The organism is Burkholderia perseverans (assembly GCF_022870505.1).
Classification (GTDB): Bacteria; Pseudomonadota; Gammaproteobacteria; order Burkholderiales; family Burkholderiaceae; genus Burkholderia; species Burkholderia plantarii.
This window is the reverse complement of sequence record NZ_CP045093.1, coordinates 1-26,862: the sequence shown is the minus strand read 5'-3', so window position 1 is coordinate 26,862 and position 26,862 is coordinate 1. Positions and strand designations below refer to the sequence as shown.

Annotated in this window: 24 protein-coding genes; 12 read left to right on the top strand and 12 right to left on the bottom strand. The window is 66.8% G+C overall.

Translation table 11 applies throughout. The features are described 5' to 3' along the window. The first annotated feature begins 426 nt into the window (after positions 1-426). From BpN12_RS00120 to BpN12_RS00105, 4 genes are all read left to right on the top strand, one after another. Positions 427-1,167 carry an acetoacetate decarboxylase gene (locus BpN12_RS00120; protein ID WP_042626820.1) on the top strand — a complete coding sequence of 247 codons (741 nt, stop codon included), beginning with the start codon at positions 427-429 and terminating at the stop codon, positions 1,165-1,167. A gap of 48 nt (positions 1,168-1,215) precedes the next feature. Further along, positions 1,216-2,001, top strand: coding sequence for a 3-hydroxybutyrate dehydrogenase (locus tag BpN12_RS00115; protein WP_246793274.1), 786 nt, complete (start codon positions 1,216-1,218; stop codon positions 1,999-2,001). Next, positions 1,998-3,209 carry a patatin-like phospholipase family protein gene (locus tag BpN12_RS00110; protein ID WP_246793273.1) on the top strand — a complete coding sequence of 404 codons (1,212 nt, stop codon included), beginning with the start codon at positions 1,998-2,000 and terminating at the stop codon, positions 3,207-3,209. Before BpN12_RS00115 ends, BpN12_RS00110 begins: the two co-directional genes overlap by 4 nt. 72 nt (positions 3,210-3,281) lie before the next feature. Beyond that, positions 3,282-3,746 (top strand): hypothetical protein, encoded by a 465-nt coding sequence (locus BpN12_RS00105; protein ID WP_246793272.1) that lies wholly within the window; start codon positions 3,282-3,284, stop codon positions 3,744-3,746. A 135-nt stretch (positions 3,747-3,881) separates the two neighbouring features. Here the strand turns inward: BpN12_RS00105 and kdgD are convergent, their stop codons facing one another. From kdgD to BpN12_RS00090, 3 genes are all read right to left on the bottom strand, one after another. Continuing rightward, positions 3,882-4,799 carry a 5-dehydro-4-deoxyglucarate dehydratase gene (gene kdgD, locus BpN12_RS00100; protein WP_246793271.1) on the bottom strand — a complete coding sequence of 306 codons (918 nt, stop codon included), beginning with the start codon at positions 4,797-4,799 and terminating at the stop codon, positions 3,882-3,884. A gap of 79 nt (positions 4,800-4,878) precedes the next feature. Beyond that, complete coding sequence (gene gudD, locus BpN12_RS00095) at positions 4,879-6,228, bottom strand: glucarate dehydratase (protein ID WP_246793270.1); 1,350 nt, start codon at positions 6,226-6,228, stop codon at positions 4,879-4,881. Positions 6,229-6,321: 93 nt separating this feature from the next. Next, the gene (locus BpN12_RS00090; protein ID WP_246793269.1) at positions 6,322-7,656 is read right to left on the bottom strand and encodes an MFS transporter; all 1,335 of its coding nucleotides are present in this window, start codon (positions 7,654-7,656) and stop codon (positions 6,322-6,324) included. Positions 7,657-8,150: 494 nt separating this feature from the next. Between BpN12_RS00090 and BpN12_RS00085 the strand changes: the two genes are divergently transcribed. Beyond that, complete coding sequence (locus BpN12_RS00085; protein ID WP_246793268.1) at positions 8,151-8,861, top strand: FadR/GntR family transcriptional regulator; 711 nt, start codon at positions 8,151-8,153, stop codon at positions 8,859-8,861. Between the two features lie 424 nt (positions 8,862-9,285). Here the strand turns inward: BpN12_RS00085 and BpN12_RS00080 are convergent, their stop codons facing one another. Then, positions 9,286-10,197, bottom strand: coding sequence for a LysR substrate-binding domain-containing protein (locus BpN12_RS00080; protein WP_246793267.1), 912 nt, complete (start codon positions 10,195-10,197; stop codon positions 9,286-9,288). A gap of 129 nt (positions 10,198-10,326) precedes the next feature. On the opposite strand from BpN12_RS00080, the gene BpN12_RS00075 reads away from it, so the two are divergent. Then, positions 10,327-11,412 (top strand): tartrate dehydrogenase, encoded by a 1,086-nt coding sequence (locus BpN12_RS00075; protein ID WP_246793266.1) that lies wholly within the window; start codon positions 10,327-10,329, stop codon positions 11,410-11,412. Between the two features lie 161 nt (positions 11,413-11,573). Here BpN12_RS00075 and BpN12_RS00070 read toward each other — a convergent pair whose 3' ends face one another. Both BpN12_RS00070 and BpN12_RS00065 read right to left on the bottom strand, forming a co-directional pair. Beyond that, positions 11,574-12,053: a nuclear transport factor 2 family protein gene (locus BpN12_RS00070; RefSeq protein WP_246793265.1), complete on the bottom strand. Its 480-nt coding sequence runs from the start codon at positions 12,051-12,053 to the stop codon at positions 11,574-11,576. A 176-nt stretch (positions 12,054-12,229) separates the two neighbouring features. Beyond that, positions 12,230-12,871 (bottom strand): TetR/AcrR family transcriptional regulator, encoded by a 642-nt coding sequence (locus BpN12_RS00065; protein WP_246793264.1) that lies wholly within the window; start codon positions 12,869-12,871, stop codon positions 12,230-12,232. Between the two features lie 168 nt (positions 12,872-13,039). Here BpN12_RS00065 and BpN12_RS00060 point away from each other — a divergent pair, with 168 nt between their 5' ends. Together BpN12_RS00060 and BpN12_RS00055 are read left to right on the top strand one after the other, a co-directional pair. Next, the gene (locus BpN12_RS00060) at positions 13,040-13,723 is read left to right on the top strand and encodes a YceI family protein (RefSeq protein WP_246793263.1); all 684 of its coding nucleotides are present in this window, start codon (positions 13,040-13,042) and stop codon (positions 13,721-13,723) included. 127 nt (positions 13,724-13,850) lie between these two features. Continuing rightward, positions 13,851-14,477: a GNAT family N-acetyltransferase gene (locus BpN12_RS00055; RefSeq protein ID WP_246793262.1), complete on the top strand. Its 627-nt coding sequence runs from the start codon at positions 13,851-13,853 to the stop codon at positions 14,475-14,477. Positions 14,478-14,584: 107 nt separating this feature from the next. On the opposite strand, the gene tdh is transcribed toward BpN12_RS00055, so the two are convergent. Next, positions 14,585-15,628: an L-threonine 3-dehydrogenase gene (gene tdh / locus BpN12_RS00050; RefSeq protein ID WP_246793261.1), complete on the bottom strand. Its 1,044-nt coding sequence runs from the start codon at positions 15,626-15,628 to the stop codon at positions 14,585-14,587. Between the two features lie 12 nt (positions 15,629-15,640). Further along, positions 15,641-16,840 (bottom strand): glycine C-acetyltransferase, encoded by a 1,200-nt coding sequence (locus BpN12_RS00045; protein ID WP_246793260.1) that lies wholly within the window; start codon positions 16,838-16,840, stop codon positions 15,641-15,643. A gap of 160 nt (positions 16,841-17,000) precedes the next feature. Between BpN12_RS00045 and BpN12_RS00040 the strand changes: the two genes are divergently transcribed. The 3 genes from BpN12_RS00040 to BpN12_RS00030 all read left to right on the top strand — a co-directional run bounded on the left by BpN12_RS00040 (position 17,001) and on the right by BpN12_RS00030 (position 19,324). After that, on the top strand, positions 17,001-17,606 hold the full coding sequence (locus tag BpN12_RS00040) for a helix-turn-helix domain-containing protein (RefSeq protein ID WP_246793259.1): 606 nt from the start codon (positions 17,001-17,003) through the stop codon (positions 17,604-17,606). A 155-nt stretch (positions 17,607-17,761) separates the two neighbouring features. After that, a complete protein-coding gene (locus BpN12_RS00035; RefSeq protein WP_042626803.1) occupies positions 17,762-18,148 on the top strand; it encodes a DUF2471 family protein in 387 nt (128 codons plus the stop codon). Positions 18,149-18,274: 126 nt separating this feature from the next. Further along, on the top strand, positions 18,275-19,324 hold the full coding sequence (locus BpN12_RS00030; protein WP_425306318.1) for a tyrosine-type recombinase/integrase: 1,050 nt from the start codon (positions 18,275-18,277) through the stop codon (positions 19,322-19,324). Between the two features lie 93 nt (positions 19,325-19,417). On the opposite strand, the gene BpN12_RS00025 is transcribed toward BpN12_RS00030, so the two are convergent. Together BpN12_RS00025 and BpN12_RS00020 are read right to left on the bottom strand one after the other, a co-directional pair. Continuing rightward, positions 19,418-20,617, bottom strand: a complete 1,200-nt coding sequence (locus BpN12_RS00025; RefSeq protein ID WP_246793258.1) for a DNA-binding protein — start codon at positions 20,615-20,617, stop codon at positions 19,418-19,420. A 2,221-nt stretch (positions 20,618-22,838) separates the two neighbouring features. Continuing rightward, the gene (locus BpN12_RS00020) at positions 22,839-23,030 is read right to left on the bottom strand and encodes a hypothetical protein (protein ID WP_246793257.1); all 192 of its coding nucleotides are present in this window, start codon (positions 23,028-23,030) and stop codon (positions 22,839-22,841) included. 86 nt (positions 23,031-23,116) lie between these two features. Between BpN12_RS00020 and BpN12_RS00015 the strand changes: the two genes are divergently transcribed. Continuing rightward, a complete protein-coding gene (locus BpN12_RS00015) occupies positions 23,117-24,496 on the top strand; it encodes a replication initiation protein (protein ID WP_246793256.1) in 1,380 nt (459 codons plus the stop codon). Between the two features lie 529 nt (positions 24,497-25,025). Here BpN12_RS00015 and BpN12_RS00010 read toward each other — a convergent pair. Both BpN12_RS00010 and parA read right to left on the bottom strand, forming a co-directional pair. Then, positions 25,026-26,075 (bottom strand): ParB/RepB/Spo0J family partition protein, encoded by a 1,050-nt coding sequence (locus BpN12_RS00010; protein ID WP_246793255.1) that lies wholly within the window; start codon positions 26,073-26,075, stop codon positions 25,026-25,028. A gap of 24 nt (positions 26,076-26,099) precedes the next feature. Beyond that, positions 26,100-26,762, bottom strand: coding sequence for a ParA family partition ATPase (gene parA / locus BpN12_RS00005; RefSeq protein ID WP_198256268.1), 663 nt, complete (start codon positions 26,760-26,762; stop codon positions 26,100-26,102). Positions 26,763-26,862 lie beyond the last annotated feature (100 nt).

Below are 26,862 nucleotides of genomic sequence, written 5' to 3'. Positions count from 1 at the left end.
GAGACCCCGCGCGGCGTCGCGAGCGAATCGCGCGAGGTGCAATGACAAGGAAAACGTAATGACGCGCCGCGATTGAAAGCTGCCTGAAACGCATGCTGCGGCGCGGCACTTCGACGGCACCGCACCACGGAAGTTCAATGCTCCGCGCCACAATAAATTCATATCGCGCCGAAATTCGATCCCGTACTCTCTCACCCTGACTCCCGAATTCCCTCACCTTCGTCCACCTATGGACGTCACGTCGGCGCGGGATGATCCGGCATTGCCTCAGAGATTGATCCGGTTTCGCGTGTCGATGTGCAAGCATCACGGCATGAGTGGTGCAGATTAAGCAATAAACTTTTCCGCTTGCGGCGCCGCACAATCGATCTGCAACAGAATAGGATGACGACACCCGCCATCAGCAGCAATCCACCAGGAGTCCGCATGAACCCGAGTCAAGTCCGGTCCAACGCGTTCGCGATGCCGCTCACGAATCCCGCCTTTCCGATGGGCCCGTACCGCTTCATCAATCGTGAGTTCCTGATCATCACCTATCGCACCGATCTGGACCGGCTGCGCGAAATCGTCCCCGAGCCGCTCAAGGTCACGCAGCCGCTCGTCAACTACGAGTTCATCCGCATGCCCGATTCCACCGGCTTCGGCGACTACACCGAGAGCGGCCAGGTGATTCCGGTGGAGTTCGACGGCAAGCCGGGCAGCTACACGCTGGCGATGTACCTGAACGATCATCCGCCGATCGCCGGCGGCCGCGAATTGTGGGGATTCCCGAAGAAGCTCGCGCAGCCGACGCTGGAAACCCACATCGACACGCTGCTCGGCACGCTCGACTACGGCCCGGTGCGCGTCGCCACGGGCACCATGGGCTACAAGCACAAGGAACTCGATCTCGTCGAACAGCAGCAGCGCCTGGCCGGCGCGAACTATCTGCTGAAGATCATTCCGCACGTGGACGGCAGCCCGCGCATCTGCGAGCTGGTGCGCTACTACCTGCAGGACATCCAGATGAAGGGCGCCTGGACCGGCCCGGCCTCGCTGCATCTGGCGCCGCACGCGCTCGCGCCGGTGGCCGACCTGCCGGTGCTGGAGATCGTCGAGGCGCGCCACATCATGGCCGACCTCACGCTCGGCCTCGGCGAAGTCGTCTACGATTACCTCGCGCAGTAAGCCCTTGCGGCTCCCTCTTCTTCCAACCATCACACGGGAACAACGATCATGAGCAATCTGAATGGCAAGACCGCGGTCGTGACGGGCGCCGCCAGCGGCATCGGCAAGGAAATCGCACTGGAACTCGCCAGGGCCGGCGCGGCCGTGGTGATCGCCGACCTGAACCAGGACGGCGCGAACGCGGTGGCCGAGCAGATCAAGCAGGCAGGCGGCAAGGCACTCGGCGTGGCGATGGACGTCACGAGCGAGGAAGCCGTGAACGCCGGCATCGACAAGGCCGCGCAGGAATTCGGCACGATCGACATCCTGGTGTCGAACGCCGGCATCCAGATCGTCAACCCGATCGAGAACTACTCGTTCGCCGACTGGAAGAAGATGCAGGCGATCCACGTGGACGGCGCGTTCCTGACCACCAAGGCCGCGCTCAAGCACATGTACAAGGACGACCGCGGCGGCGTGGTGATCTACATGGGCTCGGTGCATTCGCACGAGGCCTCGCCGCTGAAGTCGGCCTACGTGACGGCCAAGCACGGCCTGCTCGGCCTCGCGCGCGTGCTGGCCAAGGAAGGCGCGAAGCACAACGTGCGCTCGCACGTGGTCTGCCCCGGCTTCGTGCGCACGCCGCTGGTCGACAAGCAGATCCCCGAGCAGGCCAAGGAACTCGGCATCAGCGAAGAGGAAGTGGTCAAGAACGTGATGCTCGGCGACACGGTGGACGGCGTGTTCACGACCGTGGAAGACGTGGCGCAGACGGTGCTGTTCCTGTCGGCGTTCCCGAGCGCGGCGCTCACGGGCCAGTCGTTCGTCGTCAGCCACGGCTGGTTCATGCAATGAAGCCGCGCGCCCGCACCGAGAAGCAGGCCAGCGACCCCGACCTGCAGCCGCAGGCCGGCGCACCGCTGGCGCGCACGCTGCCCTACGAAACGGTCGCGCTCGTGCTGCAGGGCGGCGGCGCGCTCGGCGCCTATCAGGCGGGCGTGTTCGAGGGGCTGCACGAGGCCGGCATGCCGCTGAACTGGATCGCCGGCATCTCGATCGGCGCGCTCAACACCGCGCTGATCGCCGGCAATCCGCCCGAACGGCAGCTCGAGCGCCTGCGCGAGTTCTGGGACACGATCTGCCAGCCGGCGTTCTTCCCGGCCCTGCCGGCGGCGCTCGAGTTCGCGCTGTTCAACAGCGTCGAATCGGTGCGCCAGGCATTCACGGCCTCGCAGGCGGCCAGCGCGATCCTGCAGGGGCAGCGCGGCTTCTTCGTGCCGCGCTTCCCGCCGCCGCTGCCCGGCGTGCGCGACGATCCCGAGCGCGTCAGCTACTACGACACCTCGGCGCTGCGCGCCACGCTGCTCAAGCTCTGCGATTTCGACCGCATCAACTCGGGCGAGATCCGCGTGTCGGTGGGCGCGGTCAACGTCGCCACCGGCAACTTCACCTACTTCGACAACACCCGGATGACGCTGCGCCCCGAGCATTTCATGGCCTCGGGCGCGCTGCCGCCGGCGTTCCCGCCGGTCGAGATCGACGGCCAGTTCTACTGGGACGGCGGCGTGGTGTCGAACACGCCGCTGATGGAAGTGCTGCGCGCCTCGCCGCGACGCGACACGCTGGCGTTCCAGGTCGATCTCTGGAACGCGCGCGGGCCGCTGCCGGGCACGCTCGCCGACGTCACCGAGCGCATGAAGGACGTGCAGTATTCGAGCCGCACGCGTTTCGTCACCGACACGCTGCAGCGCGAGCAGCGCTTTCGCAACGTGCTGCGCCGCGTGCTCGAACTGGTGCCCGAGGACGTGCGCAACAGCGATCCGTGGGCGCAGCAGGCGGCCGTGCTGTCGACCGGCAAGCGCTACAACGTGCAGCATCTGATCTACCAGCAGAAGTCGTATGAGCACGACTACAAGGACTATCAGTTCGGCTTGTCGACGATGCGCGACCACTGGTCCGCGGGGCTCACCGACATTCGCAGGACGCTCGCCGTGCAGGACGCGCTGGAGCTGCCGGTCAACGACGCCGGCTTCGTCACGCACGACATCCACCGTCCCCGCTGACGGTGGTCCGCGCGGCCGGCGCGGCACGCGCCGGCCGCGTTTTCGTTTTCTCTTCCGCTGCCGTCTTCCGTCATGCCGATCCTGATCGTTCTCTTCGTGCTGGCCGCGCTCGTGTGGGGTGCGATCGCGGCGTTTCGTGACGCCGCCGCGCAGTTCGGTACCGGCCTCGCGACCGCCATGGCGGCCGTGGTGGCCGTGCTGCTGGCCGCCGCGCTGGCCGCCTGGATCCGGCGCCGCCGCGAGATCGCGCCGAACACGAAGGAAGGCGGCTGGACGCACGTGATGCGCCACGGCCCGGCCGCGCTGAAGCTGTCGTCGACGCAGGGGCTGCTGTGGCTGTCGCGCGATGGCGTCGAGGCGCATTTCACGTTCAGCGACGTCGGCGCCTGCGAGGCGAGGCGCGTGGACGGGCAGTGGTGCCTGGTGGTCGGCTTTCGCGACGCGTCGCGCGCGGCGTGGACGCTGCCGATGCCGGACCGGCGCGCCGCCCGGCGCTGGGCGCGCGTGGTGACGCTGGGGCAGGCGGGCAAGCTGTGAGGTGACAGGCGCGCGCCCGCTCACCAGCGCGTCAAAAGCAAAACCCCTCGCTCCCGAGGGGAGACGAGGGGTTGTCGCAAGCGCTTGTCGCGAGCCAGCCCATCCTCCAGCCAGCCCCGCAACGCCGCGCGTCGCTTACTGCGCGCCGAGCTGCTTGATCAGCGCGTCGAGCTGCGCCAGTTCTTCTTCGTCCAGGTCCGTCAGCGGCGCGCGCACCGGGCCGGCATCGTGGCCGACCAGCTTCGCGCCGGCCTTCACGATGCTGACCGCGTAACCGGCGCGGCGGTTGCGGATCTTCAGGTACGGCAGGAAGAAATCATCGATCAGCTTGCCGACCGTTGCGTGATCGTCGGCCGCGATCGCGCGGTAGAAGTCCATCGCCGTCTTCGGGATGAAGTTGAACACCGCCGACGAGTACACCGGCACGCCCAGCGCCTTGTAGGCCGCGGCGTAGACTTCCGCGGTCGGCAGGCCGCCGAGGTACGCGAAGCGCTCGCCCAGGCGGCGGCGGATGGTGACCATCGCCTCGATCTCGCCCACGCCGTCCTTGAAGCCGATCAGGTTCGGGCAGCGCTCGGCCAGACGCTCGAGCATGTCGGCGTTGAGCTTCGAGTTGGCGCGGTTGTAGATGATCACGCCGATGTCGGGCACGGCCTTGCAGACTTCCTCGGCGTGCGCGGCGATGCCTTCCTGCGATGCTTCGGTCAGGTAGTGCGGCATCAGCAGGATGCCGTTGGCGCCCAGGCGCTGGGCTTCCTTCGCGTATTCGATCGCCACGCGCGTGGGGCCGCCGGCGCCGGCCAGGATCGGCACCTTGCCCTTGCAGGTTTCGGTGGCGGTGCGCACCACGTTCGAGTAGTCGTCACGCGTGAGCGAGAAGAATTCGCCCGTGCCGCCGGCCACGAACAGGGCCGAGGCGCCGTAGGGGGCGAGCCATTCGAGGCGTTCGATGTAGGTGCTGGGGCGGAAGTTGCCCTCGGCGTCGAAGTCGGTGACGGGGAAGGACAGCAGCCCTTCCGAAATGATCTGCTTGAGTTCCTGAGGCGTGGTCATGGCGTTGCCGGGTTCGGAGTCGGTTGGATTCGGGTCGGTTGCGACCGGTTGCGGAGTTCAGGGCGGCGGCCGGCGCGCGTCAGCGCACGAGGCACGGACGCTTGTTGTCGAACTTCCAGTTCGGGATCAGGTATTGCATGGCGATGCCGTCGTCGCGCGCGCCCAGGCCATGCTGCTCGTACAGCGCGTTGGCGCGCGCCAGCGCGTCCATGTCGAGCTCGATGCCGAGGCCCGGCCTGGCCGGCACCTTCACCTTGCCGCCGACGATCTGCAGCGGATCCTGCGTCAGGAACTGGCCGTCCTGCCAGATCCAGTGCGTGTCGATCGCGGTGATCTTGCCCGGCGCGGCCGCGGCCACGTGCGTGAACATCGCCAGCGAGACGTCGAAGTGGTTGTTCGAGTGCGAGCCCCAGGTCAGGCCCCAGTCGTTGCACATCTGCGCGACGCGCACCGAGCCCTGCATGGTCCAGAAGTGCGGATCGGCGAGCGGAATGTCCACCGACTGCAGCTGGATCGCGTGGCCCATCTGGCGCCAGTCGGTGGCGATCATGTTGGTGGCCGTCGGCAGGCCGGTGGCGCGGCGGAACTCGGCCATCACCTCGCGGCCCGAATAGCCGTTCTCGGCGCCGCACGGGTCTTCCGCATAGGCGAGCACGCCGTGCATGTCGCGGCACAGGCGCACCGCCTCGGCCAGCGACCACGCGCCGTTCGGGTCGAGCGTCACGCGCGCGTTCGGGAACCGCTCGGCCAGCGCGCGCGCCGCCTCGATCTCCGCGTCGCCCGCCAGCACGCCGCCCTTCAGCTTGAAGTCGTTGAAGCCGTAGCGCGCCTGCGCGGCCTCGGCCAGCCGCACCACCGCCTCCGGCGTCATCGCTTCCTCGGTGCGCAGGCGCTCCCAGTCGTCGCGGCCGTCGGCGCCGCTTGCGTAGGGCAGGTCGGTCTTGTTGCGGTCGCCGATGTAGAACAGGTAGCCGAGCATCTCCACTTCGTCGCGTTGCTGGCCTTCGCCGAGCAGCGCCGCCACCGGCACGTTCAGGTGCTGGCCGAGCAGGTCCAGCAGCGCCGCCTCGAGCGCCGTCACGGCGTGGATCGTGGTGCGCAGGTCGAAGGTCTGCAGGCCGCGGCCGCCGGCGTCGCGATCGGCGAACTGCGAGCGCACGCGGTTCAGCATCGCCTGGAGGTTGCCGATCGACTGGCCGACCACGATTTCGCGCGCATCGTCGATGGTCTTGCGGATCGACTCGCCGCCCGGCACTTCGCCGATACCGGTGTGGCCGCTGCTGTCGCGCAGGATCACGATATTGCGCGTGAAGAACGGGCCGTGCGCGCCGCTCAGGTTCATCAGCATGCTGTCGCGGCCGGCCACCGGCACGACGCGCAATTCGGTCACGACGGGGGTGGCGTTCGCCTGGACGGAGTTCGAGGTCATGGTGCGTTACCTGGAAAAGGCGCTGCGATCAGCGCCGGGAGTGACGGAAAACGGCGGCGCCGCGCGGGCGCCGCCCGGAATCGGATCGGGCGTTCAGCGCGGCCGGCTCGACAGCGTGCCGGCCTCCGGCTCGGCGTCGCCCTTCGGCCGGCTGCGCGCGAAGAAGCCCGCCACGGCCGCGATCAGCGAGGCCACGGCCAGGCCGTACAGCCCGCCCTTGATCGAGCCGGTGTGCTGCTGCAGGTAGCCGAACGCGGCCGGCGCGAAGAAACCGCCGAGGTTGCCGAGCGAGTTGATCAGCGCGATCACGCCGGCCGCCACGCGGGCATCGAGGTAGCCCTGCGGAATCGGCCAGAACAGCGACGAGGCGGCCTTGAAGCCGATCGCGGCGAAGCAGATCGCGACGAACGACAGCAGCGCGTTGCCGGTGGTCGAGGCGAACAGGCCGCAGGCCGCGATCACGAGCGCCGTGGCGAGCCACGCGCGCTGATGCTTCCAGCGCGCCGAGGCCAGCGCGAACGCGTACATCGCCGCCATCGCGATCAGCCACGGAATCGCGTTGAGCAGGCCCACCTGGAAATCGGACAGGCCGCCGATCTTGCGGATGATGGTGGGCAGCCAGAAAGTGGCCGCGTAGATCGTCAGCTGGATCGCGAAATAGAGGAAGCAGAACAGCAGGATCTGCGGATCGCGCAGCAGCTTCGCGGTGGGCACGTGGGCATTGCCGCGCGCGTCGCGCTCGGCCTGTTCGGCCGCGATCGTCGCTTGCAGCGCCTGCTGCTCGTCGGCGGTGAGCCAGTGCGCGTCGCGGATCCGCGACTTCAGCAGCAGCCAGCTCACGCCGCACAGCAGGATCGAGAAGCCGCCTTCGATCAGGAACATCCACTGCCAGCCCTTCAGGCCGAGCCCGCTGATCGACAGCAGGCTGCCCGTGATCGGCCCGGACAGCACCGAGGCGAACGCCGAGCCGCCGAGGAAGATCGCCACCGCCTTGCCGCGCGCCGAGTGCGGCAGCCACTGCGTGAAGTAGAACACCACGCCGGGGAAGAAGCCGGCCTCGGCCACGCCGAGCAGGAAGCGCAGCACGTAGAACGAGGTGTCGTTCCAGACGAACGCCATCAGGCCCGCGACGATGCCCCAGGTGCCCATGATCCGCGTGAGCCAGGCGCGCGCGCCGAAGCGCTGCATCAGGATGTTCGACGGCACCTCGAAGATCGCGTAGCCGACGAAGAACAGCCCGCTGCCGAACCCGTAGGCCGCCGCGCCGATGCCGAGGTCGGCATGCATGTGCGAATTGACGAAGCCGATGTTCACGCGGTCGATGTAGTTCGCGATGAACATGATCAGGAACAGGGGCATCACGTGCCGCATCACCTTCGTGACCGCCGAATCGAGCGGGGTCGCTGCCGTGCCGAGAGCTGCTGTCAACGATGTCTCCTGAAGCGGCCGCGCACGGCCGGATGAACCTTACGCACCCGCGGGCCGATTCGGGCTGCGATCGCCGTGATACGTTGTCTGACGACATTGTAGTCTGATGACCGGAAAGTCGGTTAGCCGCGTTAACCCTGTAGTGCTCCCAGCCCTTTCTATGGGCTGTCATGGGCCGCTGTCGCGATCGGCGCGCAGAACGTCACTCCGCATGCTAGGACGTCTGACAACAAGAAGGACCCGGCAAATTCGCGCAGCGTGGCGGTCCGCCGCACAGTCTGTCGTCAGATGAGCTAAGGCGGGATCGGTCCGCCGCGCGACGGGGGCGCAACGCCCGGCATTTCTCCGTGATTTCCCGATATTCAGGCCGCAAACGCGCTCGAATGTCGTCATCGGAAAAGTTTGCGGCTATGATGCCGCGTGCCGGGACATCGGATGACATCGTCGAGCGTCCCGCCGCCCATCCCCCGATTCCCGCCCACCGCAAGCCATCCATGAGCAGCCTGTCCGAGAAGGTCGTCGCGTCCCTGTCCGAAGAAATCCGCCGCGGCATGCTGCGCCCCGGCGACCGGCTGCCCACCGAGGTCGCGATGATGAAGCAGCTTTCGGTCAGCCGCTCGGTGATCCGCGAGGCGATCTCGCGCCTGCAGGCCGCGCGCATCGTCGAGACGCGGCACGGCGTGGGCACCTTCGTGCTCTCGCCGCGCCACGACGCGACGATGCAGCTGCCCACCGCCGACCTGTCGAACATGCTCGATGCGATGGCCGTGCTCGAATTCCGCATGGACGTGGAGGCCGCGTCGGCGGCGCTGGCCGCGAAGCGGCGCACCGAATCGAACCTGCGGCAGATGCAGGCCGCGCTCGAGCGCTTCGCGGCCGAGCTCGAACGCGGCAGCACCGATACGCTCGCGCACGACATCGAGTTCCACCAGCAGATCGCGCAGGCGAGCGGCAACCGCTATTTCGTCGACGTGCTGAGCCAGCTTGGCCATTCGGCCAGCCCGCGCACGCGGCTCGGCAGCGCCGAGCTTGCCGAACTCGACCAGATCGACCGGCTGCGCCATGTGCTCGACGAGCACCGCTGGATCTATCGCGCGATCGAACGCCAGGACCCGGACGATGCGCGCGCGGCAATGCGCGTGCATCTGTCCAGGAGCCGCGAACGCCTGCAACAGGCGCACGACACGAGCCATCCGCAAGGCTGAGGCGGCCTGCGGCCGCTGCCGCTGTTGTGAAACGTGAGGCGCCGATCCAGCCGCCCCTCACCCTCCCGAACGACGGCGCGTTTTTCACGCGCCGGCCGATCTCCCGAAAACTCTCACCTTTCGCGCGCGAACGACAATTTGAGTGCATGTGCAACGGTGAGCGAACTCACCGGACTCACAGCACGCATGGTTGTCGCACAGCGCGGCCGAAACGCGAAAACGCCCGCCGGGCGGGCTTCTCGGGGTTATTGCGTGAACTGTCGCTCAAGCCGCGAGCCAGCCGGGAACGCTGGGGTGAGGCCGCCGCCGTGATCGAGCGCACTTCATGCAAGCGTTTTGCACGGGCTCCCGAAAACCTTCACCGTTGGTGCCCGCGCTGGCCCGACGCGCGGCTCCACGCGGCTCCACGCGGCTTCGCCGGCGCTCAGGCCGTGGCGCCGGGCCATTGCGCGAACGCCTGCGCGAGGAAATCGACGCAGACGCGCACCTTCGCCGACGCGGCAAGCCGCGCCGGATAGACGGCCCAGACGTTGGCCGGCTGCGTGACGTCGGGCAGCACGCGCTTCAGCGCGCCGCTCGCGAGCAGCGGCCCGGCCTCCCAGATCGAGCGCAGCACGATCCCGCGCCCGGCCAGCGCCCATTGCACGGCCACCTCGCCATGGTTGGTCGAGAGCGCGCCGCCGACCTTCACCGAAGTCGTCTCGCCGCGCTGCGTGAGCCGCCAGACGCCGAACGGGTGATCGCGCTCCTTGATCGCGAGGCACTGGTGCGCGCCGAGATCGGCGATCTGGCGCGGCGCGCCGTGCTTCGCGAGATAGTCGGGCGAGGCGCACAGCACGCGATGATTCTCGGCGAGGCGCCGGGCGATCAGGTGTTCGGCGATCTCGTCGCCGATCCGCACGTCGAGATCGAAGCCCTCGCCGGCCACGTCCACCAGCCGGTCGAACAGATCGAGCCGCACGTCGATCTGCGCGTAGCGCGCATTGAAGTCGAGCAGCGCCGGCGCGAGCACGTGGCGCCCGAAGCCGAAGCTGCTCGAGATCCGCAGCGTGCCGCGCGGCACCGTGCGCGCGGTCGAGACGTCCTCGACCAGATGATCGACGTCGTCGAGGATCTTCTCGGCCCACGCCACCACGCGCTCGCCGGAATCGGTCACGGCCACGCGGCGCGTCGAGCGATGCAGCAGCCGCGTGCCGAGCTGCGTCTCCAGCAGCGCGATGCGCTTGCTGACGTAGGCGGGCGAGACGCCGAGCCGCTCGGCCGCCGCGCTGAAGCTCGCCAGGCGCACCACCGTGCTGAACACGCGCAGGTCGTCCAGATTCGGCGCTTTATTCACGATTCGTGGAAAGTCGTTTAACCGGATGCCGATTCTAATCCGCCTCGGAATCAATACACTAGGCGGACGCGGTGCGCGCCGAAGCCTGTCGGCGCGCACCTTCGATCATGACGACGAGGAGGCACGGCGATGAGCGAGAAGGTCTACAGGATTGCGGTGATTCCCGGCGACGGCATCGGCCGCGAGGTGATGCCGGAAGGCATGCGCGTGCTCGACGCCGTCACGCGGCGCTTCGGCATCCGCTTCGAGGCGACCCCTATCGCCTGGGCCAGCTGCGATTACTACGCGCAGCACGGCCAGATGATGCCGGACGACTGGAAAACGCAACTTTCGGGTATGGACGCGCTGCTGTTCGGCGCGGTCGGCTGGCCCGACGCGGTGCCCGATCACATCTCGCTGTGGGGCTCGCTGCTGAAGTTTCGCCGCGAGTTCGACCAGTACGTGAACCTGCGGCCGGCGCGGCTGTTCGAGGGCGTGCCGAGCCCGCTCGCGAACCGCAAGGCCGGCGACATCGACTTCATGATCGTGCGCGAGAACACCGAGGGCGAATATTCGTCGGTGGGCGGCGCGATGTTCGAAGGCACCGAGCGCGAGTTCGTGGTGCAGCAGGCCGTGTTCACGCGCACCGGCACCGAGCGCGTGATGAAGTTCGCGTTCGACCTCGCACAGAGCCGCGCCAGGCAGCTGACCGTCGCGACCAAGAGCAACGGCATCGCGATCAGCATGCCGTGGTGGGACGCGCGCGCGGCCGAGATGGCGGCCCGCTATCCCGAGGTGAAATGGGACAAGCAGCACATCGACATCCTGTGCGCGCGCTTCGTGCTGAACCCGGACCGCTTCGACGTGGTGGTGGCCTCGAACCTGTTCGGCGACATCCTCTCCGACCTGGGCCCCGCCTGCACCGGCACGATCGGCATCGCGCCGTCGGCGAACCTGAACCCGGACCGCAAGTTTCCCTCGCTGTTCGAGCCCGTGCATGGTTCGGCGCCCGACATCGCAGGGCGCTACATCGCGAACCCGATCGCGATGATCTGGTCGGCCGCGATGATGGTGGACTTCCTCGGCCACGGCGAAGGCGTCGAGCGCGAGGCGCATGACGCGATCCTCGCCGCGATCGAGCACGTGTTGAAGCATGGCCCGCGCACCGGCGACCTGGGCGGTGAGGCCGGCACGCGCGAAGTGGGCGAGGCGGTGGCCGCGCAACTGCTCGGCTGACGGGATACGCGTCGCGCGCCGCTGAAAAAACGAACGGTGCAGCCGCGCGAGGCGCCGGCCGCACCGTTCGTCAGATCCCGAAAACACTCACCTCAATGCGCGTCCCGGTCCCGTATCGGCTCACCATCCGGGTGGCGCGATCGAGCGGTTAGTCGCAAGCCTTACAGCCCGAGATCCGACAGGCCCGGATGATCGTCGGGACGGCGGCCGAGCGGCCACTTGAACAGCCGGTCCTGCTCGCGGATCGGCAGATCGTTGATGCTCGCGTGGCGGTGCTCCATCAGGCCGTTCTCGTCGAACTCCCAGTTCTCGTTGCCATACGAACGGAACCAGTTGCCGGCGTCGTCGTGCCATTCATAGGCGAAGCGCACGGCGATGCGGTTGCCGTCGAACGCCCACAGCTCCTTGATCAGGCGATAGTCGATCTCGCGCGCCCACTTGCGCGTGAGCAGGCCGACGATCGCCTCGCGGCCGGTCACGAATTCGGCGCGGTTGCGCCACTTGCTGTCGCGCGTGTAGGCGAGCGACACGCGCTGCGGGTCGCGCGTGTTCCAGCCGTCTTCGGCGGCACGCACCTTCTGGATGGCGGTTTCGTGCGTGAACGGCGGCACCGGCGGGCGGACTTCGCTGACTTCGGACATCGGATTCTCCTGGCTTCATAAGGACTGCAAACAAGCTGTTGCGCGATTGCGCGACAGGTTTCATGGTGCCGGCGCGTGCTTCCCGCTGCCGGCATTCCGTCATCTCTTCCCCCGCCTTTCCGACCGGGCGTTGCAAGGCGTGCCGCGCGGCGCGCCTTCGTATTACCGCTGTGGCGTCAGCCGGCGCGCGTCTCGAACGCGGCCAGCAGCACCTCGCCGGCGTCGCGCGCGTCGCGCGACGCCGAGGCGTCGCCGCTGACGAGCGCCACCGCGATCGCGCCGTCCATCAGCACCAGCCACTGGCGCGCGAGCCGCACGGCATCGCGCTGCGGCGCGCCGCAGGCCTGCGCGAACGCCTCGCACTGCTCGCGCGCGAAATCGAGCAGCCGCTCCTTGTGATAGCGCGCGACGCCGCGGATCGGATCGTTCGCGTCGCCGATCTCGCCCGCCGCGTTGATGAACGCGCAACCGTGGAAGTCGGGCTGCTCGAACCACGTATGCAGCACGTCGAACATCGCCAGCAGGCGGGCACGCGGCGTGCGTGCGCGCTCGAGCGTGCCGTCGATGAACCAGGCCATCCAGCGGTCGTCGCGCCGCGCGAGCGCGGCAGCCACCAGCGCCTCCTTCGATTCGAAGTGCGTGTAGACGCTCTTGCGCGCGGCGCCCGAGCGCTTGACGATCGCGTCGACGCCGGTCGCATGGATGCCGCCCGCGTAGACGAGCGCCTCGGCCGCCTCCAGCAGCCGCTCGCGCGCGCCGCCGGCTTGCGGGTCCGGCGCCTCGGCGCCGCGCGGGGATCGTTGGGTCGTATCGTTCATGTCGCATAAGGTAGAACGATCATTCTCCCTTGTCAACGCTTGTCGACGAAATCTCTCGCATCGACGACAGCGCCGAACCGCGGTCGCGGCCGCCGAACTTTGCCGGCGGCGATCCGGCCGGCCCGGCCCGGATGCGCTATCGTGCGCGAACATCGACAGGAGACGAGCATGAACAGACGGTTCGACAGGCGCTGGCGCGCGCTGGTGGGCAGTTTCGGTCTGGCGGTCGTGGTCGGCTGCACGCCGGTGGCGGTGCTCACGCACCACGTCAGCACGGCGACGGAGAACGTGCCGGCCGGCCGCTACACGCTCGATCCGCATCACTGGAGCGTCGGCTTCGACGTCTCGCATTTCGGCTATTCGCGCTTCACGATGCGCTTCGACCGCGCCAGCGCCGTGCTCGACTGGCGCGCCGGCGGTCCGGCCCTGAGCCAAGTCAGCGCGACCATCGACGCGGCCAGCATCGACACCAACGTCCCCGTGCTCGACAGGATGATCGCGGGCAGCGAGGCGCTCGACGCCACGCGCTATCCTTCGATCCGCTTCGACAGCGCCGGCTGGACGCCGACCGGCGAGCACACCGGCAAGCTGGCCGGCAACCTGACGATCCGCGGCACGACGCAGCCGGTCACGCTGGCCGTCACGTTCAACGGCTACGGGCGCAATCCGCTGACGAAGCAGCCGACCGTCGGCTTCTCGGCGAACGGCACGTTCAGCCGCGCCGCGTTGGGCATTCCGACCTGGTATCCGGCCGTCGGCGACGACGTGCGCGTGCGGATCGAGGCCGAGTTCGAGATGGCGCCGCCGGGCGCGGCCGACGGCGCCGAAAGCGCTGAAGGCTCGGCCCGCTAAGGCTTGCCAAGGATTCACGCGCGCCGCGGGTCATCCTGCGGCGCGCGGTGTTTACGAGATTTTTTCTTGATCGTCGCGACCGCGCGTTCCTACACTTCGGACAACCGAATCCGGCTCAGGGAACACCATGTCGACTCCGCGTCTCGCCCCCGCCCCGATCACCGCCTACCTGCCGAGGCAGCACGATCGCATCGTGCTGCGGCGCTTCGATCCCGCGAGCGACGCCTACGACACGCTGACCGACCTGCTGCACCGCGCGTTCGCGCGGCTCGGCGCGATGGGGCTCAACTGCCCCTGCGTCGACCAGCCGGCCGCCGCCACGCGCCAGCGCGCGCTGGCCGGCACCTGCTTGGTGGCGACCTGCCACGGCCATCTGATCGCGACCATGACGCTGCACGAGCGCGACGGTGCCGCCTCGAACGACCTCTACCGCTGCCGCGACGTCGCGAGCCTACGGCAGTTCGGCGTCGATCCGGTCTGGCAGGGGCGCGGCGTGGGCCGCGCGCTGGTGGCCTACGCGCTGCGCTGGGCCGCCTCGCGCGGCTATGCGCGACTCGCGCTCGACACGCCGCAGCCGGCCGCCCATCTGCTCGCGTTCTACCAGGGCCTCGGCTTCGAGATCGCCGACGTGGTGCGCTTCGCCGGGCGCGGCTACGACAGCGCCATGTTGTGCCGGCCGACCAGCCGCCCCGTCGCGCTGGCCGAATCGGGGCCGTGCCTCGTCACGCTGGCCTCGTGCGGGCGTCGCCGATAGCGACGATAGTGACGGCAGCGCGCTCATGAAAAATGCCGCCGCCGGCGCGGCGCGCCGACAGCGGCATCGAGGATTCGGCCGGATGCGGACGCATCCGGCAGCGGGACTCAGGCGGTGGCCGGCACGGCGCTCCAGTCGAGGATCACCTTGCCGCTCTCGCCCGAGAGCATCGACGCGAACGCCTGCTCGTAGTCGGCCACCGCGTAGCGGTGCGTGAGGATCGGCGAGAGGTCGAGGCCGCTTTGCAGCATCGCCACCATCTTGTACCAGGTCTCGAACATCTCGCGGCCGTAGATGCCCTTGATCTCGAGCCCCTTGAAGATCACCTGGTTCCAGTCGATCGCGGTCTGCGCGGGCGGGATGCCGAGCAGCGCGACCTTGCCGCCGTGGTTCATCGCGTCGAGCAGGCTCGTGAACGCGCTCGGCACGCCCGACATCTCCAGCCCCACGTCGAAGCCTTCCGTCATGTGCAGCTCGTGCATCACGTCGCGCAGCGATTCGCGCGAGACGTTCACGGCGCGCGTCGCGCCCATCTTGCGCGCGAGTTCGAGCCGGTAGTCGTTGACGTCGGTGATCACCACGTTGCGCGCGCCCACGTGCCGCGCGATCGCCACGGCCATGATGCCGATCGGCCCGGCGCCCGTGATCAGCACGTCCTCGCCGACCAGGTTGAACGACAGCGCGGTGTGCGTGGCGTTGCCGAACGGATCGAAGATCGCGGCCAGATCGTCGGAGATCTCGGGCGGGATCTTGAACGCGTTGAAGGCCGGGATCGCCAGGTATTCGGCGAACGCGCCCTCGCGGTTCACGCCCACGCCCACCGTGTTGCGGCACAGGTGCCGCCGCCCGGCGCGGCAGTTGCGGCAGAAGCCGCAGGTGATGTGGCCTTCGCCCGAGACGCGATCGCCGATCGCGAAGCCGCGCACCTCCTGCCCCATCTCGACGATCTCGCCGACGTATTCATGGCCGACGTGCATGGGCACCGGAATCGTCTTCTGCGCCCAGTCGTCCCACTTCCAGATATGGATGTCGGTGCCGCAGATCGCCGTGCGGCGAATCTTGATCAGCACGTCGTTGTGGCCGACCTCGGGCATCTTCACGTCGGTCAGCGTGAGGCCGGGGCCCCGTTCGAGTTTTGCCAGCGCCTTCATCGTGCCGTCTCCTCAGATCACGCCGAGCGACTTGCCGACGCGCACGAACGCATCGACGGCGCGGTCGATCTGCGCGGGCGTGTGCGCCGCGCTCATCTGCGTGCGGATCCGCGCGCGCCCGCGCGGCACCACCGGAAACGAGAAGCCGATCACGTAGACGCCCTCGGCCAGCAGCGCGTCGGCCATGCGCGTGGCCACCTGCGCGTCGCCGAGCATCACCGGGATGATCGGATGTTCGCCCGGCACCAGCGTGAAGCCGGCTGCGCTCATCTTCGCGCGAAACCGCGCGCCGTTCTCGCGCACCTGCGTGCGCAGCCGCGCGCCCTCGTCGCTCGCGAGCAGTTCGAGCACGGCGAGCGAAGCCTCGGCGATGCTCGGTGCGAGCGTGTTCGAGAACAGGTACGGGCGCGAGCGCTGGCGCAGCAGCTCGACGATTTCGCGGCGGGCCGCCACGTAGCCGCCCGAGGCGCCGCCGAGCGCCTTGCCGAGCGTGCCGGTGATGATGTCGACGCGATCGGCCACGCCGCAGTGTTCGGGCGTGCCGCGGCCGTGTTCGCCGATGAAGCCGACCGCATGCGAATCGTCGACCATCACCAGCGCGCCGTAGCGCTCGGCCACGTCGCAGATGCCCTTCAGGTCGGCGATGATGCCGTCCATCGAGAATACGCCGTCGGTGGCCACCAGCTTGAAGCGCGCGCCGGCCGCGTCGGCCTCCTGCAGCTTCGCCTCCAGATCCTGCAGATCATTGTTCTTGTAGCGAAACCGCTTGGCCTTCGACAGCCGCACGCCGTCGATGATGCTGGCGTGGTTCAGCTCGTCGCTGATGATCGCGTCTTCCTCGCCGAGCAGCGTCTCGAACAGGCCGCCGTTCGCGTCGAAGCAGCTCGAATAGAGGATCGTGTCGTCGGTGCCGAGGAACGCCGAGATCGCCGCCTCGAGCCGCTTGTGGACCGTCTGCGTGCCGCAGATGAAGCGCACCGACGCCATCCCGAAGCCGTCGCGCTCGAGGCCCGCGCGCGCGGCCGCGACGAGCCGCGTGTCGTTGGCGAGACCGAGATAGTTGTTCGCGCAGAAATTGAGCACGCCGGCGCCGTCGGCCAGCGTCACGTCCGCCGCCTGCGGGCTGGCGATCTCGCGCTCGGTCTTGTAGAAACCGTCGGCGCGGATCTGGTCGAGGGTCCCGCGCACGTGGGCGAGGAAGGCATCACGCATCTGTTCGCTCCTGGGTGGGCATCGGCGCGCGGCCGGCTCGCTCGTGGCGGCCGCCGCACGGCCTGCTACTGTTATAGTCGCCCGTTGGGTTCACCGTATTTTTCCTGTATTTCGAACACAAGTTCGAGATATCGAACGACTCTAAGCGAACGGACCACAAATGGCAAGCTCTTCCGCCACGCGCCGCGGCGCCCCCGCGCCGGCCACCGATGCCGCCACGCCGCCGCGCGTCGGCGAGACGATCCAGCGGTTGCGCAACGAACGCAAGCTGACGCTCGACGACCTGTCGCGCGCGGCCGGCGTGTCGAAATCGATGCTCTCGGAGATCGAGCGCGACAAGGCCAATCCGACCATCGCGGTGGCGTGGCGGCTGACCAACGCGCTCGGCATCAGTCTCGACGAGCTGTTCGCGCCGCCGAGATCGCCGGAGACGATCCGCGTGGACGGCCTGCACGACATCCCGACGCTGGCCGGCCACGACGGGCAATACCAGCTGCGCGTGTGGGGGCCGATCGAGCTGGCCGGCCGCTTCGAGTGGTACGAACTGACGCTGACGGCCGGTGGAGCGCTGGTCTCGAACGCGCACGAGCCGGGCACGCGCGAGCACTTGACGGTGCTGGCCGGCGCGATCGAGATCGAGGCCGGCACCACCTCGCGGCGCCTCAAGACAGGCGAGACCGCGCGCTATGCGGCCGACGCGCCGCACGCGATCCGCAACGCCGGGCGCGGCGAGGCGAAGGCGCTGCTGATCGTGATCCACCGCTGATCCGTCGCCAATTCCCCGCGACCCACTTCCGACCTCCCCTCCGATCCTCCTCCAGGCGCCGCGCGGGCGCCGACATTCCGCGCCGGTCCTGTCGAATCCGCCAGTTGCGCAATCCACTGTATATTTGTACAGTACAGGCTCATGAGGAGCCCGCTATGACCGAACAGGACCTGGCCGCGCTCAGCTTCAAGGCTGCGGCGCAAGACATGGAGAAAATCGTCCGCCACATCGCCACCCGCTACATCCGTCAGCAGGTGCCGCTGACGTGGCGGCTGCTGCAGGCGATCGAGGCCGAGGCGCTGGCCGATCTCGGCTTCGCGGCGCGGCACGATCCGTTTGTCCGCTGCCTGTTCGAGCGGCCCGAGGATTTCCACTTTCCCGAAACCGACGATCCGATCGACGTCGCGCAATCGAACGCGCTGCCGGCCGTGCTCTCGTATGCCGTATCGGCCTTCGAGGCCGCCTCGCGTCAGCCCGCGCTCGGGCCGGCGCAGCCCGTCGCCAGCAAGCGGCCGCGGCGCGTGCGGATCTGGGGCGGCTGAAGCCGGCGCTTACCGGCCGAACCGATGCCGGCCGGCGCAATGGCGCCCCGCCAGCCAAAGCCCCGGGCCGCCGACTGGCCGACCCGGCGCCTATGCACTACGCTCAAACAAGCAACTAACGGATTAATAAACATGCCTCCCCCAAGCTCCGGGCCCACCGGAACGCCAGAGGCCGCCGAACCCGATCTGTTCGACGGCACCGAGGCCGACTGGGTCGCCCAACCGAACGCGTCGTTCGACGCGTGGCTCGCCACCCAGGCGTTTCGGCGTTCGTCGGCCGACGTGTATCGCGCCCAGTGGGGCGCGTTCCTGACCTGGCTCGCCGAGCGGCAGCAGACGCTCGCGACCGTCGACACCCAGTCGATCGCGAATTTCGTCGGCGAGCTGCCGATCAAGAAAACGCAGCGCGTCCGCTATTTGCGGCTGATCGAGCGCGTGCTCGATCATGTGCGCCGCAACGAATTCGGCTCGACCAATCCGGCCCGCTTCATTGCTCAGGATGGCGAAGCAAGCTGGCGCCGCGCGCGCGACAACGAACCCACCAGCTTCCTCTCGCCGTCCGAGCGCGCGGCGCTGCTCGCCTATCTGTTTTCGCCCTTGCCGACCATCGGCATGTCGCAGTGGAAGGAACGCCGCGACCGGGCGCTGGTGGCCGCGTTCCTCGGCGGTGGATTGAAGACGGGCGAAGCGCGTACGCTTACCATTAGTTGCGTGAAACCGGGCGAGCCGGCAGTACGGATCCCGTCGAACCATCCCGATTTCGAACGCGAAACGCACCTCGCCTCGTTCGCGATCGCGCTGTTCGACGCGTGGCTGGCCGAGCGGCGCCGCTGCGACATTCCCGGCGATCTCGTGTTTCCGTCCTCGCTCGCGGGCCGGCCGATGCACAAGGCGACCATGCTGCGCGCGGTCGACGCGATCATCGAAGCGGCCGATATCACCGCGTCGCGCGTCGAGCGCGCGAGCCCGCAAACGCTGCGCAATACGTTCGCGGCCGAGCTGTTCGAGAACGGCGTCGCGCCCGAGCGCGTCGGCCACTGGCTCGGCTTCATGCAGGCCGTGTCCGCGAACCGGCTGCATCGCGCGTGGCGAAGCTGGCGAGGCAACCTGGAAAAAGCCGCCGCCGAAGATGAAGAGGCTGCGATGTCATCGGCCCCGGAGCCCGGCCTGGTCTGAAGGCGTGAGCTTTTCGTTCCCGCAGGCCCTCACCTTTCCCCTCCCGTTTTTCCTCACCTTTTGCGCGATCGGCGCGGCGCCGATCAGCCTCGATCAACCGGCCCGGCCGATCCGGCTGAACTGTGCGACGGCTTCGAGCCGCGAAGCACAGGCGCCGGATGCATGTTCGCATTCGGGACACAGCAGTTCGTAGCCATCGGCCGCGTGTGACAGCTCCGGCTCACCTTCATCGCATTTCGGACAGCGCGCCGGCAGCGCGACGTGAGCGTCGAGCGAGGTGCCGATCGCCTCGAACGCCGACGCGTCGAGCTGGCCCGCGCTCGCGAGCCGCTGCAGCAACGCGGCCATCCCGGGCGGGATTCCCTGTGCGGCACGCAGCGTCTCGATCTCGCGGCTCGCCGCGGCCAGTTCGTCGCCCTGGCCGCGCAGCTGCTCGTCGAGCCGGTCGGCCCGCGCCTTCGCGGCGCTGAGCTGCTGCAAAAACTCGAATTCCTTGCGGTTCACGTCACGAAGGCCCGCCTGGTAGGTGCCGGCCATGCTTCTGAGCGAATCGAGCTCGACCAGCATCGGCTTGACGCGGCGCTCGGCCTCGGCGATCGCATCCTTGATCTGCTGCGCATAGTGCTCGGTGTTCTGGCGCGCCTCGACGTGCAGCGCGTCGATCCGCTCGCGCAGCGACGCGTTTTGCTGCTGCTCGGCCTCGAGCCGCCGGTTCAACAGTTCGTTTTCGTTTTCGAGCCGCTGAGTCAGCGCCTGCAGCGAGTCATGATGCGCGCTGCCGTGCAGCGACGCAGTCGCCAGCTGAATTTCGGCTTCGGTGAGCTTCGCCTGCAATTGTTCCGCACGGTTCTCGCTGCGCGCGAGCGCGGCCTCGAGCGTCTCGTGCCGGATGCCGGCATCGCGAACCTGCTGCACAGCGGCGGCGACCTGGTCGTCGGCCAGTTGCCGTTCGGCCTCGAGCGCGGCTCGCGCTTCCTTCAGTGCTTCGTCATAGAGCGCGCCGAGCAGTTCGCCCGCCTTGCCTTCGAGCGCTTTCGGCAGATGGCTGCCGTCCAGCCGGACTTTCGAAGCTGAGCGGATCCGTTCCCAGAAAAAGTCGATGTCTTTCGGAATGTCGCCGGCGCTGCCGGTCTGGGTCAGCTCGCGGACGTTGGCGGCCGATGGCCGGATGCCGAGATCGAAGAACAGGCGCTTGCAGGCGTGCAGCGAGAGATCCTGCCGGCGCGCACCAGTGGTGCGCATCGCGTCGAGTTCGTCGCGAATGGTCTGGCGGAGCGAGTCGTCGGGAGTCATGGTTCGAGTGGCATAGAAGCAAAACGTACCAATCATAACGAAATACGTATCAAGAAATACGTATTTCTTGTGCTTGCTGAAAGTTGTCCGCAGACGCCACGCGGAGGTGCTCCACAGTCACAGCCACCATGTCAGTCCGCTGAATTCCGTGAAACAAATCGAACTTCCTGTGCTAATCCCTTGTTTCTACAAGCAAAGCATCGTGCTTTCAAAAATATGGGGATGTTTCACAGGGAGGGAGGGTGAGAGAGGCGATGTTTCAGGAAACTCGCGGGTGGCGCCTAGAGAGTAATAAAAGTAAACACCCTTGAACCCTTGTTAAAAACGTTAACGCCACCGCACAGCCTTACTGGGTAAGGGATTGCGGCCGGCAAGGTGAAGCTTTGCGGGAACCATGGTGATCTTTTGCAGGACCCGAAGTGATGGGGTTCGGGGGTCAGCGTGAGCCGTTGCGGGAAAGATCGTGAGCGGATTCGGGATCACAGTCTCGCGCAGCTTGGGCGAAAGGTGAAGTTTTTCGGGAGGGCTGTGCTCGCGGCCCCCGCATGGTGCCTGAATCGCCCGGTTTCGTGGCGTTTCCCGAGAGGTGAGGGTTTGCGGGACCTTCGTTCGCCCCTGTTTTGGCGCGGATTTTGCCCAACGATTAGGCATAGGTGAGCGTTCTCGGGACTCGGGCCGAGGTTGACGTGAGCCTTTACGGGAAAAAATACCGTTTTACGCGGCTTCACAGGCCCTGAAACCCCTAAGGTGAGGCTTTTCGGGAGCCTTTGCCTGCAAATTCAGCGCCAGCCTGGTGGCCGGTGAGCGTTTTCAGGATCGTGGAAATCCAGGCCGAAAATGGCCTGAGGTGAGGTTTTTCGGGAGCATTTCACAGGCAAAAAAATGCGAAAGGTGAGGCTTTTCGGGAACAGTGGGCGTCCACTTACCCGCAAACCCCCGCCGGGAGTGGATGCCGAGGCGCGTTTTTCGTGACGGATTTCGCGAAAGGTGAGGTTTTTCAGGACCGATTCGGACCGGATCGGGCGTCGACGATTCGCCAAGGGTGAGAATTTCCGGGATCTTGTCTCGATCGTTGCGAGATTGCCGGTTAGGACGTAACTGCATGAAATCATTGATGTTTTATAAGGCTCTCGGCAAGAGGTGAGCTTTTTCGGGAGGATGGAAAACGCGATGGGTGCTCGATCGGGAAAGCCAAAGGTGAGGCTTTTCGGGATGCTTCGGGCTGTGGGGCCCCGTATGTCGGTGCTTTTCGTTTGCGGGAGGGTTTCACCGGTTTCGCCAGAAAGGTGAGATTTTGCGGGAGGCGGAACGCGGATCAGGGAAAATGCCGACGCATCGGCTCGCCTCTCCTTGTGGACAACTGTATTTGTCGCGTGTAATGGCAGGCCCGCCGGGCTTGCTGGCTAAAGACCGGCTGTGGATATCTTTGTGGATCGATTGCGGGTTCGCGGCGGCGAGGAGTCGTGATTCGGGCTGCGGGTTGTCGTCGATGGTGAGGCGGGCGCCGTGATCGATGCCACCTGACGATGATGGGCGACCTGGTGCGGCGCGTGGCGGGTTCGGTGAGGGGCGTCTGGTGCCCGCCCGCACCCAGCGTTCCCAGGGGCTTTGGAAGGGGCTGCCGGTGGCCGCGGACGGGTCGGGGCTCGCCAAGGCCGCACAGGGGCGTCTGGTGGGTTCCAATGCGGGATGGCGGTGGGCGGATGCGGGTCGTAGGAATGGATGGTCTGCGGACGCGGTGGACATCGACGTGCGGCCTTCGCGGCGGTGGCCGCGGGACTACGGGAGATTGAACCGGTGAAGCGCGGGCCGTGGCCGATCACCGCTTAGGGGCTGAAAATATGCCGGAACGGTGAGGTGGGCCAAGGCAGCCGTGGCACCTTCGTGGTTCGAGAGGCGCAGAGTCGGTCGCCGGGCGGCGTTTCAGGGCCGACCCGGGAGCGTCCAGGCTGGCGAGAGAGCACAGCCGATGCGTGGAAGCACGGTTGCCCGGACCGTTTGCGGTGCCGGTGTGCCGGCGAAGGGGCGCATCTGGCGCTGGAGATGGCTGGATCTTGCCGACCGCGAGCGCCCTGTGCCGGCTGGCTCGCTGCCTTGCTGCCTTTGCCGCCTTGCCGCCTTTGCCGTGCCGCCGAGCCGCCCCGACGGCTCACAGCGAATGAGCGCGATCCCACTGCGTGATTCCCGGCCGCCCTGCGACGATCACCGCGACGCGCCTGTGTCACCAGATCGCGATAAAAATTTTTGAGGTGAGCCGATACGGGAGGCGACTCGACGAGTCGGGATCGGTGCGGATATCATGCGCGTCCGCGTCACCCGCGGCAGCCAAGGTGAGGCGCGAATCACCGGAATTTCCACCGGTGAGCTTTTCCGGGAAAAAGCGTGGGGTGAGGCGATCGGAATCGTCCCCCATCACCGCCTATGGTGAGGCCGCACTTATAGACGACCATCACCACAGCCGCTATCCTTGCGGGAAACTTTCCCTCTCCGATCCGACGCATGGTCACGAAGCGCGCGAAGAAAACCGATGTCGATGTGGTGAATGCCAGCTCGGCCGAATTGCGAAAGGCGGTCGAGGCGATCGCCATTCAGCCGAAGAGCGGCAAGATCACGCTGCTGACCCGCAAGCTCTTCAACGTCCTGCTCGCCGTGGCGCAGCAGGCCGACGATTCCGGCGACACCTACCGTGCGCTGCTGTCCGATATCGTCGCGAACTCCGCCTTCGATTCGAACGACACCGCGCTCGTCAAGGAACACCTGCGGCGCATGGTGTCGGTGCAGGTGGAATGGAGCACCGGCACCTCGAGCCAGAAGCCGGGCCGCAAATGGGGCATCTCGACGCTGATCGCCGACGCCGAAATTCTCGAAGATCCGGCCACGCGCCGCGTCTGGGTCGAATTCTCGTTCGCGCCGAAGATCAAGAAGAAGCTGCTCGATCCGGTGCAGTACGCGCGACTGAGCCTGCAGTTTCAGAGCCAGCTGCGCAGCAGCGCGGGCCTCGCGCTCTACGAGATCTGCGTGCGCTATCTCACGAACCCGAGCCATCTGACGATGCGCGAGCCCTGGGAATGGTGGCGCCCGATCCTGTCGGGTACGCCCGACACCGAGGCCGGCGACGAGGCGAAGCGCGAGTACAAGTATTTCAAGCGCGACTATCTGCGCCCGGCGATCGCCGAGGTCAACGCCGTCACGAACATCTTCGTCGAGTTGATCGAACATCGCGAAGGGCGCCGTGTAGCCGAGATCCAGTTCCGCGTGTCCGAGCGCAAGCAGCCGATGCTCGCGCTCGACGAACACCCGAACGTGTTCGACAGCACGCTCGTCGACAGGATGGTGAAGATCGGCATCCCGCTGAAGGAAGCGCAGACGCTCTATGCCGACAGCGAGGAAAACCGGATTCGCGCGGCGCTGCAGATGACCGAGCAGCGCATGCGCAGCACCACGCTGCCGCCAGTGCGCAGCGCGGCGGCGCTGTTCAAGGATGCGCTGAAGAAGGGCTATGCGCCGCCGGTGGCCGACCCCGCCGATGCGCTGCCGGGCAGCACCGCGGGCAAGCTGACGGCGGTCGCGTCGGCGACCGGCGTGGCTGACGATCCGAAGGCGCGCCTGCGCGGCGAATACGACGCATATCGCCGCAAGGAGGCGAAGGCGCTGTACGAGGAACAGGGCGATGCCGAGCGCGATCTCGCGCGCACCTCGTTCGAGAGCGACGTGCTGCCGGCGCTCGGTTCGCATCTGCGCGACGACTGGCGCCGGCGCGGCCTCGATTCGAAACTCGTTGAAACCGCGTTCTTCGACTGGCTCGCGCTGAAGACCTGGGGCGAGCCGACCGATGGTGATCTGCTCGCGTTCACGCTGAACCAGTCGCGCGCGGCTTGAAGGGTGTGAGGCGGTAGTTCGCGCCGACGTTCGCTTTCGTGCTGAAGTTTTTTAAAAAGCCGAACCCGTTTTGAACGGGTTCGGCTTTTTTGTTTGGCTTCGCGAGTGGAACGGGCCGGCGATGAAGCGCCGATCGAGCATGCGTGGTTTCCGAGTGCGATGGATGCGTGGTTCCCGCCTGGGTCGCTTCGATGAGCCGCCGCCGCCGATTGTCGGGACGTCGAGGCTGGCTGACGGCCGTCGAGCGACACGAGCGGAGATCGCGAGAAACGGCGGATCGGAATCGTGATCGTCGGCACTGACGGCCGTCGTTTTCTTGGCCGAGGGAGATCGATTGCTTTGGCGAATGCCGTATTGGCCATCGAATGAAAAACCCCCCGAAGGCTGCGGTGCGGCCTTCGGGGGGGGATCGCTTGGCGCGAGACGGTGTGAACTGCGCGCTGTCGCCTGTTTGGCCCGAGCGGTCCGGCGTGCGTCTCGCGCCGTTCGCCAGCGGTATCGCTGGCTGACTGGCGAGGCGCTGGCGACGTCAGTTCAGCAGCATCTTTTCGAGTTGCTGCAGGATTTCATCGCGCTTCTCACGCGTCAGGCCACGCAGCCGCAGCTCGAGCCGATCCTCGCCATAGGACTTCAGATCGCCGACCGTCGAGCCGTTCATCTTGATCTCGTGACGTTGCGCGTAGCGCTGGCGGCCGGCCGGCTTCGCGTTCTCCTGCGTGTTCGCCCTGCCCTTCACGATGTCGGCGACCTGGCGCGTGCTCAGGTCGTCGGACAGGATCTTGTTGATCAGCCGCAGCGTGGCATCGGTCCCGCGCGCCGTGTGGTAGCGGCCGACCTGGTACGCCATGTTCGAACCGAATCGGTCGGTGCGCGTGACCATTTCCTGCATCACCGCTTCCGGCAGCTTGCCGATCGACAGCGCGACGGCGATCGTCGATTCGTCGATGCCGAGATGCTCGGCCAGCTCCTTCTGGCTCTGGAAATACTTCTCTTCCAGGAACCGGCGCCAGACGACGGCGTTGTCGAAAACCGTCTGCGAATCGCGCTGGACATTCAGATCGTAGCCAAGCTTGTAGCTCTCGATGCCGATCGGGATGTCGACCACGATCGCCTTCACCGATTCCTTGTTCGCCTCTTTCAGCGCGCGCACGCGCCGGCCGCCGTCGCTGACGAAGAAGGTGCCGGGATTCTCGTAGTCGGGAATCACGTGGATCGCCTGCTGCTGGCCCTGCTTCGCAAGGTTGACGGCAAGCTCGGCGATCGACGACTTCAGATAAAAGTGCCGCGGATTGAACGGGCTGGCCTTGATCGCCTTCAGCGAGAGCTCGATGATCTGGCCGGGCTGGTAGCGGTTCGCGACGCGCCAGGCGTGGTATTGCGTCGATTCGTCGGTCGGCTCGGCCGGCGGCGTCTCCACGATCGTGACGGGAATGTCCTTCTTCGACGGTTTTGCCGGTGCCGATGCGTCTGGCTTCACGAGGCCGTCGATCGCATTCAGGCGGTCGAGCGCCGTGCGCTTTTCGCTGGTCGTCGTATCGGGGCGCGCCTGGAAGCCTTTGGCGAATTGGGAGGGTTTCATTCAGGGTCCTTTATGCGCATAAAGTCAGGGCAGCATGGCGACGATCTCGTCGGCGCACGCGCGAATTTCCGCGGCTGCGAGCCGTGCGCCACGATCGTTCATCTGCAGGACGGTCTGGCCAAGTGCCATCGCCTGCTTGTAGGCCTCGCGCGTGGGGATCTGGGTCTTCAGGAGCGGGAAGCCCAGTTCTTCGATCGCACGCTTCAACTCTCGCGTCAGCATGCGCTTTTCTTCGGTCTTGTTCAGCAGGAACACGGCGCGCAGATCCTCGTTCATTACCTGGGCCTGCTGGATCAGCTTCACGAGGCCGACGCTCGACCAGTAATCGGCCGGTGACGACGACGTGGGCACCACGGCCACGGTGGCGGCCAGCAGCACGACACCGGAGACCTTTTCAGTGATCGAGGGCGGACAGTCGACGACGATGATGTCGTAGTCGTTGATGAACTTCTTGATCTCGCGATGGATTTGGCCGCCGGCTTCGGCGAGATTCACAACGGGAAACGGGATGCCGTTCTCGGCGTCGCCCGATGCGCTGGACCAGTGGATGAGCGTGTTTTGCCCGTCGGCATCGACGACGAGGACGCGCTTTCCTCTCTCATGGAATGCCGCGCCGAGGTGCATGGCGATGGTGCTTTTTCCGACACCACCCTTCTGCTGCGTGACCGCAATGATTTCGGCTGCCAATTTTCGCTCCTGTTTTGATCGTCGAAATTTTACCCGATGAATTTCTTATTTCAATGGATATGTGACGAACAGACTGAAGATTAGCCATTCGGTCGATGGG

What these genes read in the sequence shown, in the direction of transcription:
- BpN12_RS00060 (WP_246793263.1), top strand. Translation starts at nt 13,040, where the DNA reads ATGAACAGACGGTTCGACAGGCGCTGGCGCGCGCTGGTGGGCAGTTTC.
- kdgD (WP_246793271.1), bottom strand. Translation starts at nt 4,799, where the DNA reads ATGACCACGCCTCAGGAACTCAAGCAGATCATTTCGGAAGGGCTGCTG.
- BpN12_RS00055 (WP_246793262.1), top strand. Translation starts at nt 13,851, where the DNA reads ATGTCGACTCCGCGTCTCGCCCCCGCCCCGATCACCGCCTACCTGCCG.
- BpN12_RS00120 (WP_042626820.1), top strand. Translation starts at nt 427, where the DNA reads ATGAACCCGAGTCAAGTCCGGTCCAACGCGTTCGCGATGCCGCTCACG.
- BpN12_RS00045 (WP_246793260.1), bottom strand. Translation starts at nt 16,840, where the DNA reads ATGCGTGATGCCTTCCTCGCCCACGTGCGCGGGACCCTCGACCAGATC.
- BpN12_RS00085 (WP_246793268.1), top strand. Translation starts at nt 8,151, where the DNA reads ATGAGCAGCCTGTCCGAGAAGGTCGTCGCGTCCCTGTCCGAAGAAATC.
- BpN12_RS00010 (WP_246793255.1), bottom strand. Translation starts at nt 26,075, where the DNA reads ATGAAACCCTCCCAATTCGCCAAAGGCTTCCAGGCGCGCCCCGATACG.
- BpN12_RS00035 (WP_042626803.1), top strand. Translation starts at nt 17,762, where the DNA reads ATGACCGAACAGGACCTGGCCGCGCTCAGCTTCAAGGCTGCGGCGCAA.
- BpN12_RS00065 (WP_246793264.1), bottom strand. Translation starts at nt 12,871, where the DNA reads ATGAACGATACGACCCAACGATCCCCGCGCGGCGCCGAGGCGCCGGAC.
- BpN12_RS00070 (WP_246793265.1), bottom strand. Translation starts at nt 12,053, where the DNA reads ATGTCCGAAGTCAGCGAAGTCCGCCCGCCGGTGCCGCCGTTCACGCAC.
- BpN12_RS00025 (WP_246793258.1), bottom strand. Translation starts at nt 20,617, where the DNA reads ATGACTCCCGACGACTCGCTCCGCCAGACCATTCGCGACGAACTCGAC.
- BpN12_RS00015 (WP_246793256.1), top strand. Translation starts at nt 23,117, where the DNA reads ATGGTCACGAAGCGCGCGAAGAAAACCGATGTCGATGTGGTGAATGCC.
- BpN12_RS00115 (WP_246793274.1), top strand. Translation starts at nt 1,216, where the DNA reads ATGAGCAATCTGAATGGCAAGACCGCGGTCGTGACGGGCGCCGCCAGC.
- gudD (WP_246793270.1), bottom strand. Translation starts at nt 6,228, where the DNA reads ATGACCTCGAACTCCGTCCAGGCGAACGCCACCCCCGTCGTGACCGAA.
- tdh (WP_246793261.1), bottom strand. Translation starts at nt 15,628, where the DNA reads ATGAAGGCGCTGGCAAAACTCGAACGGGGCCCCGGCCTCACGCTGACC.
- BpN12_RS00075 (WP_246793266.1), top strand. Translation starts at nt 10,327, where the DNA reads ATGAGCGAGAAGGTCTACAGGATTGCGGTGATTCCCGGCGACGGCATC.
- BpN12_RS00020 (WP_246793257.1), bottom strand. Translation starts at nt 23,030, where the DNA reads ATGGGGGACGATTCCGATCGCCTCACCCCACGCTTTTTCCCGGAAAAG.
- BpN12_RS00040 (WP_246793259.1), top strand. Translation starts at nt 17,001, where the DNA reads ATGGCAAGCTCTTCCGCCACGCGCCGCGGCGCCCCCGCGCCGGCCACC.
- BpN12_RS00105 (WP_246793272.1), top strand. Translation starts at nt 3,282, where the DNA reads ATGCCGATCCTGATCGTTCTCTTCGTGCTGGCCGCGCTCGTGTGGGGT.
- BpN12_RS00110 (WP_246793273.1), top strand. Translation starts at nt 1,998, where the DNA reads ATGAAGCCGCGCGCCCGCACCGAGAAGCAGGCCAGCGACCCCGACCTG.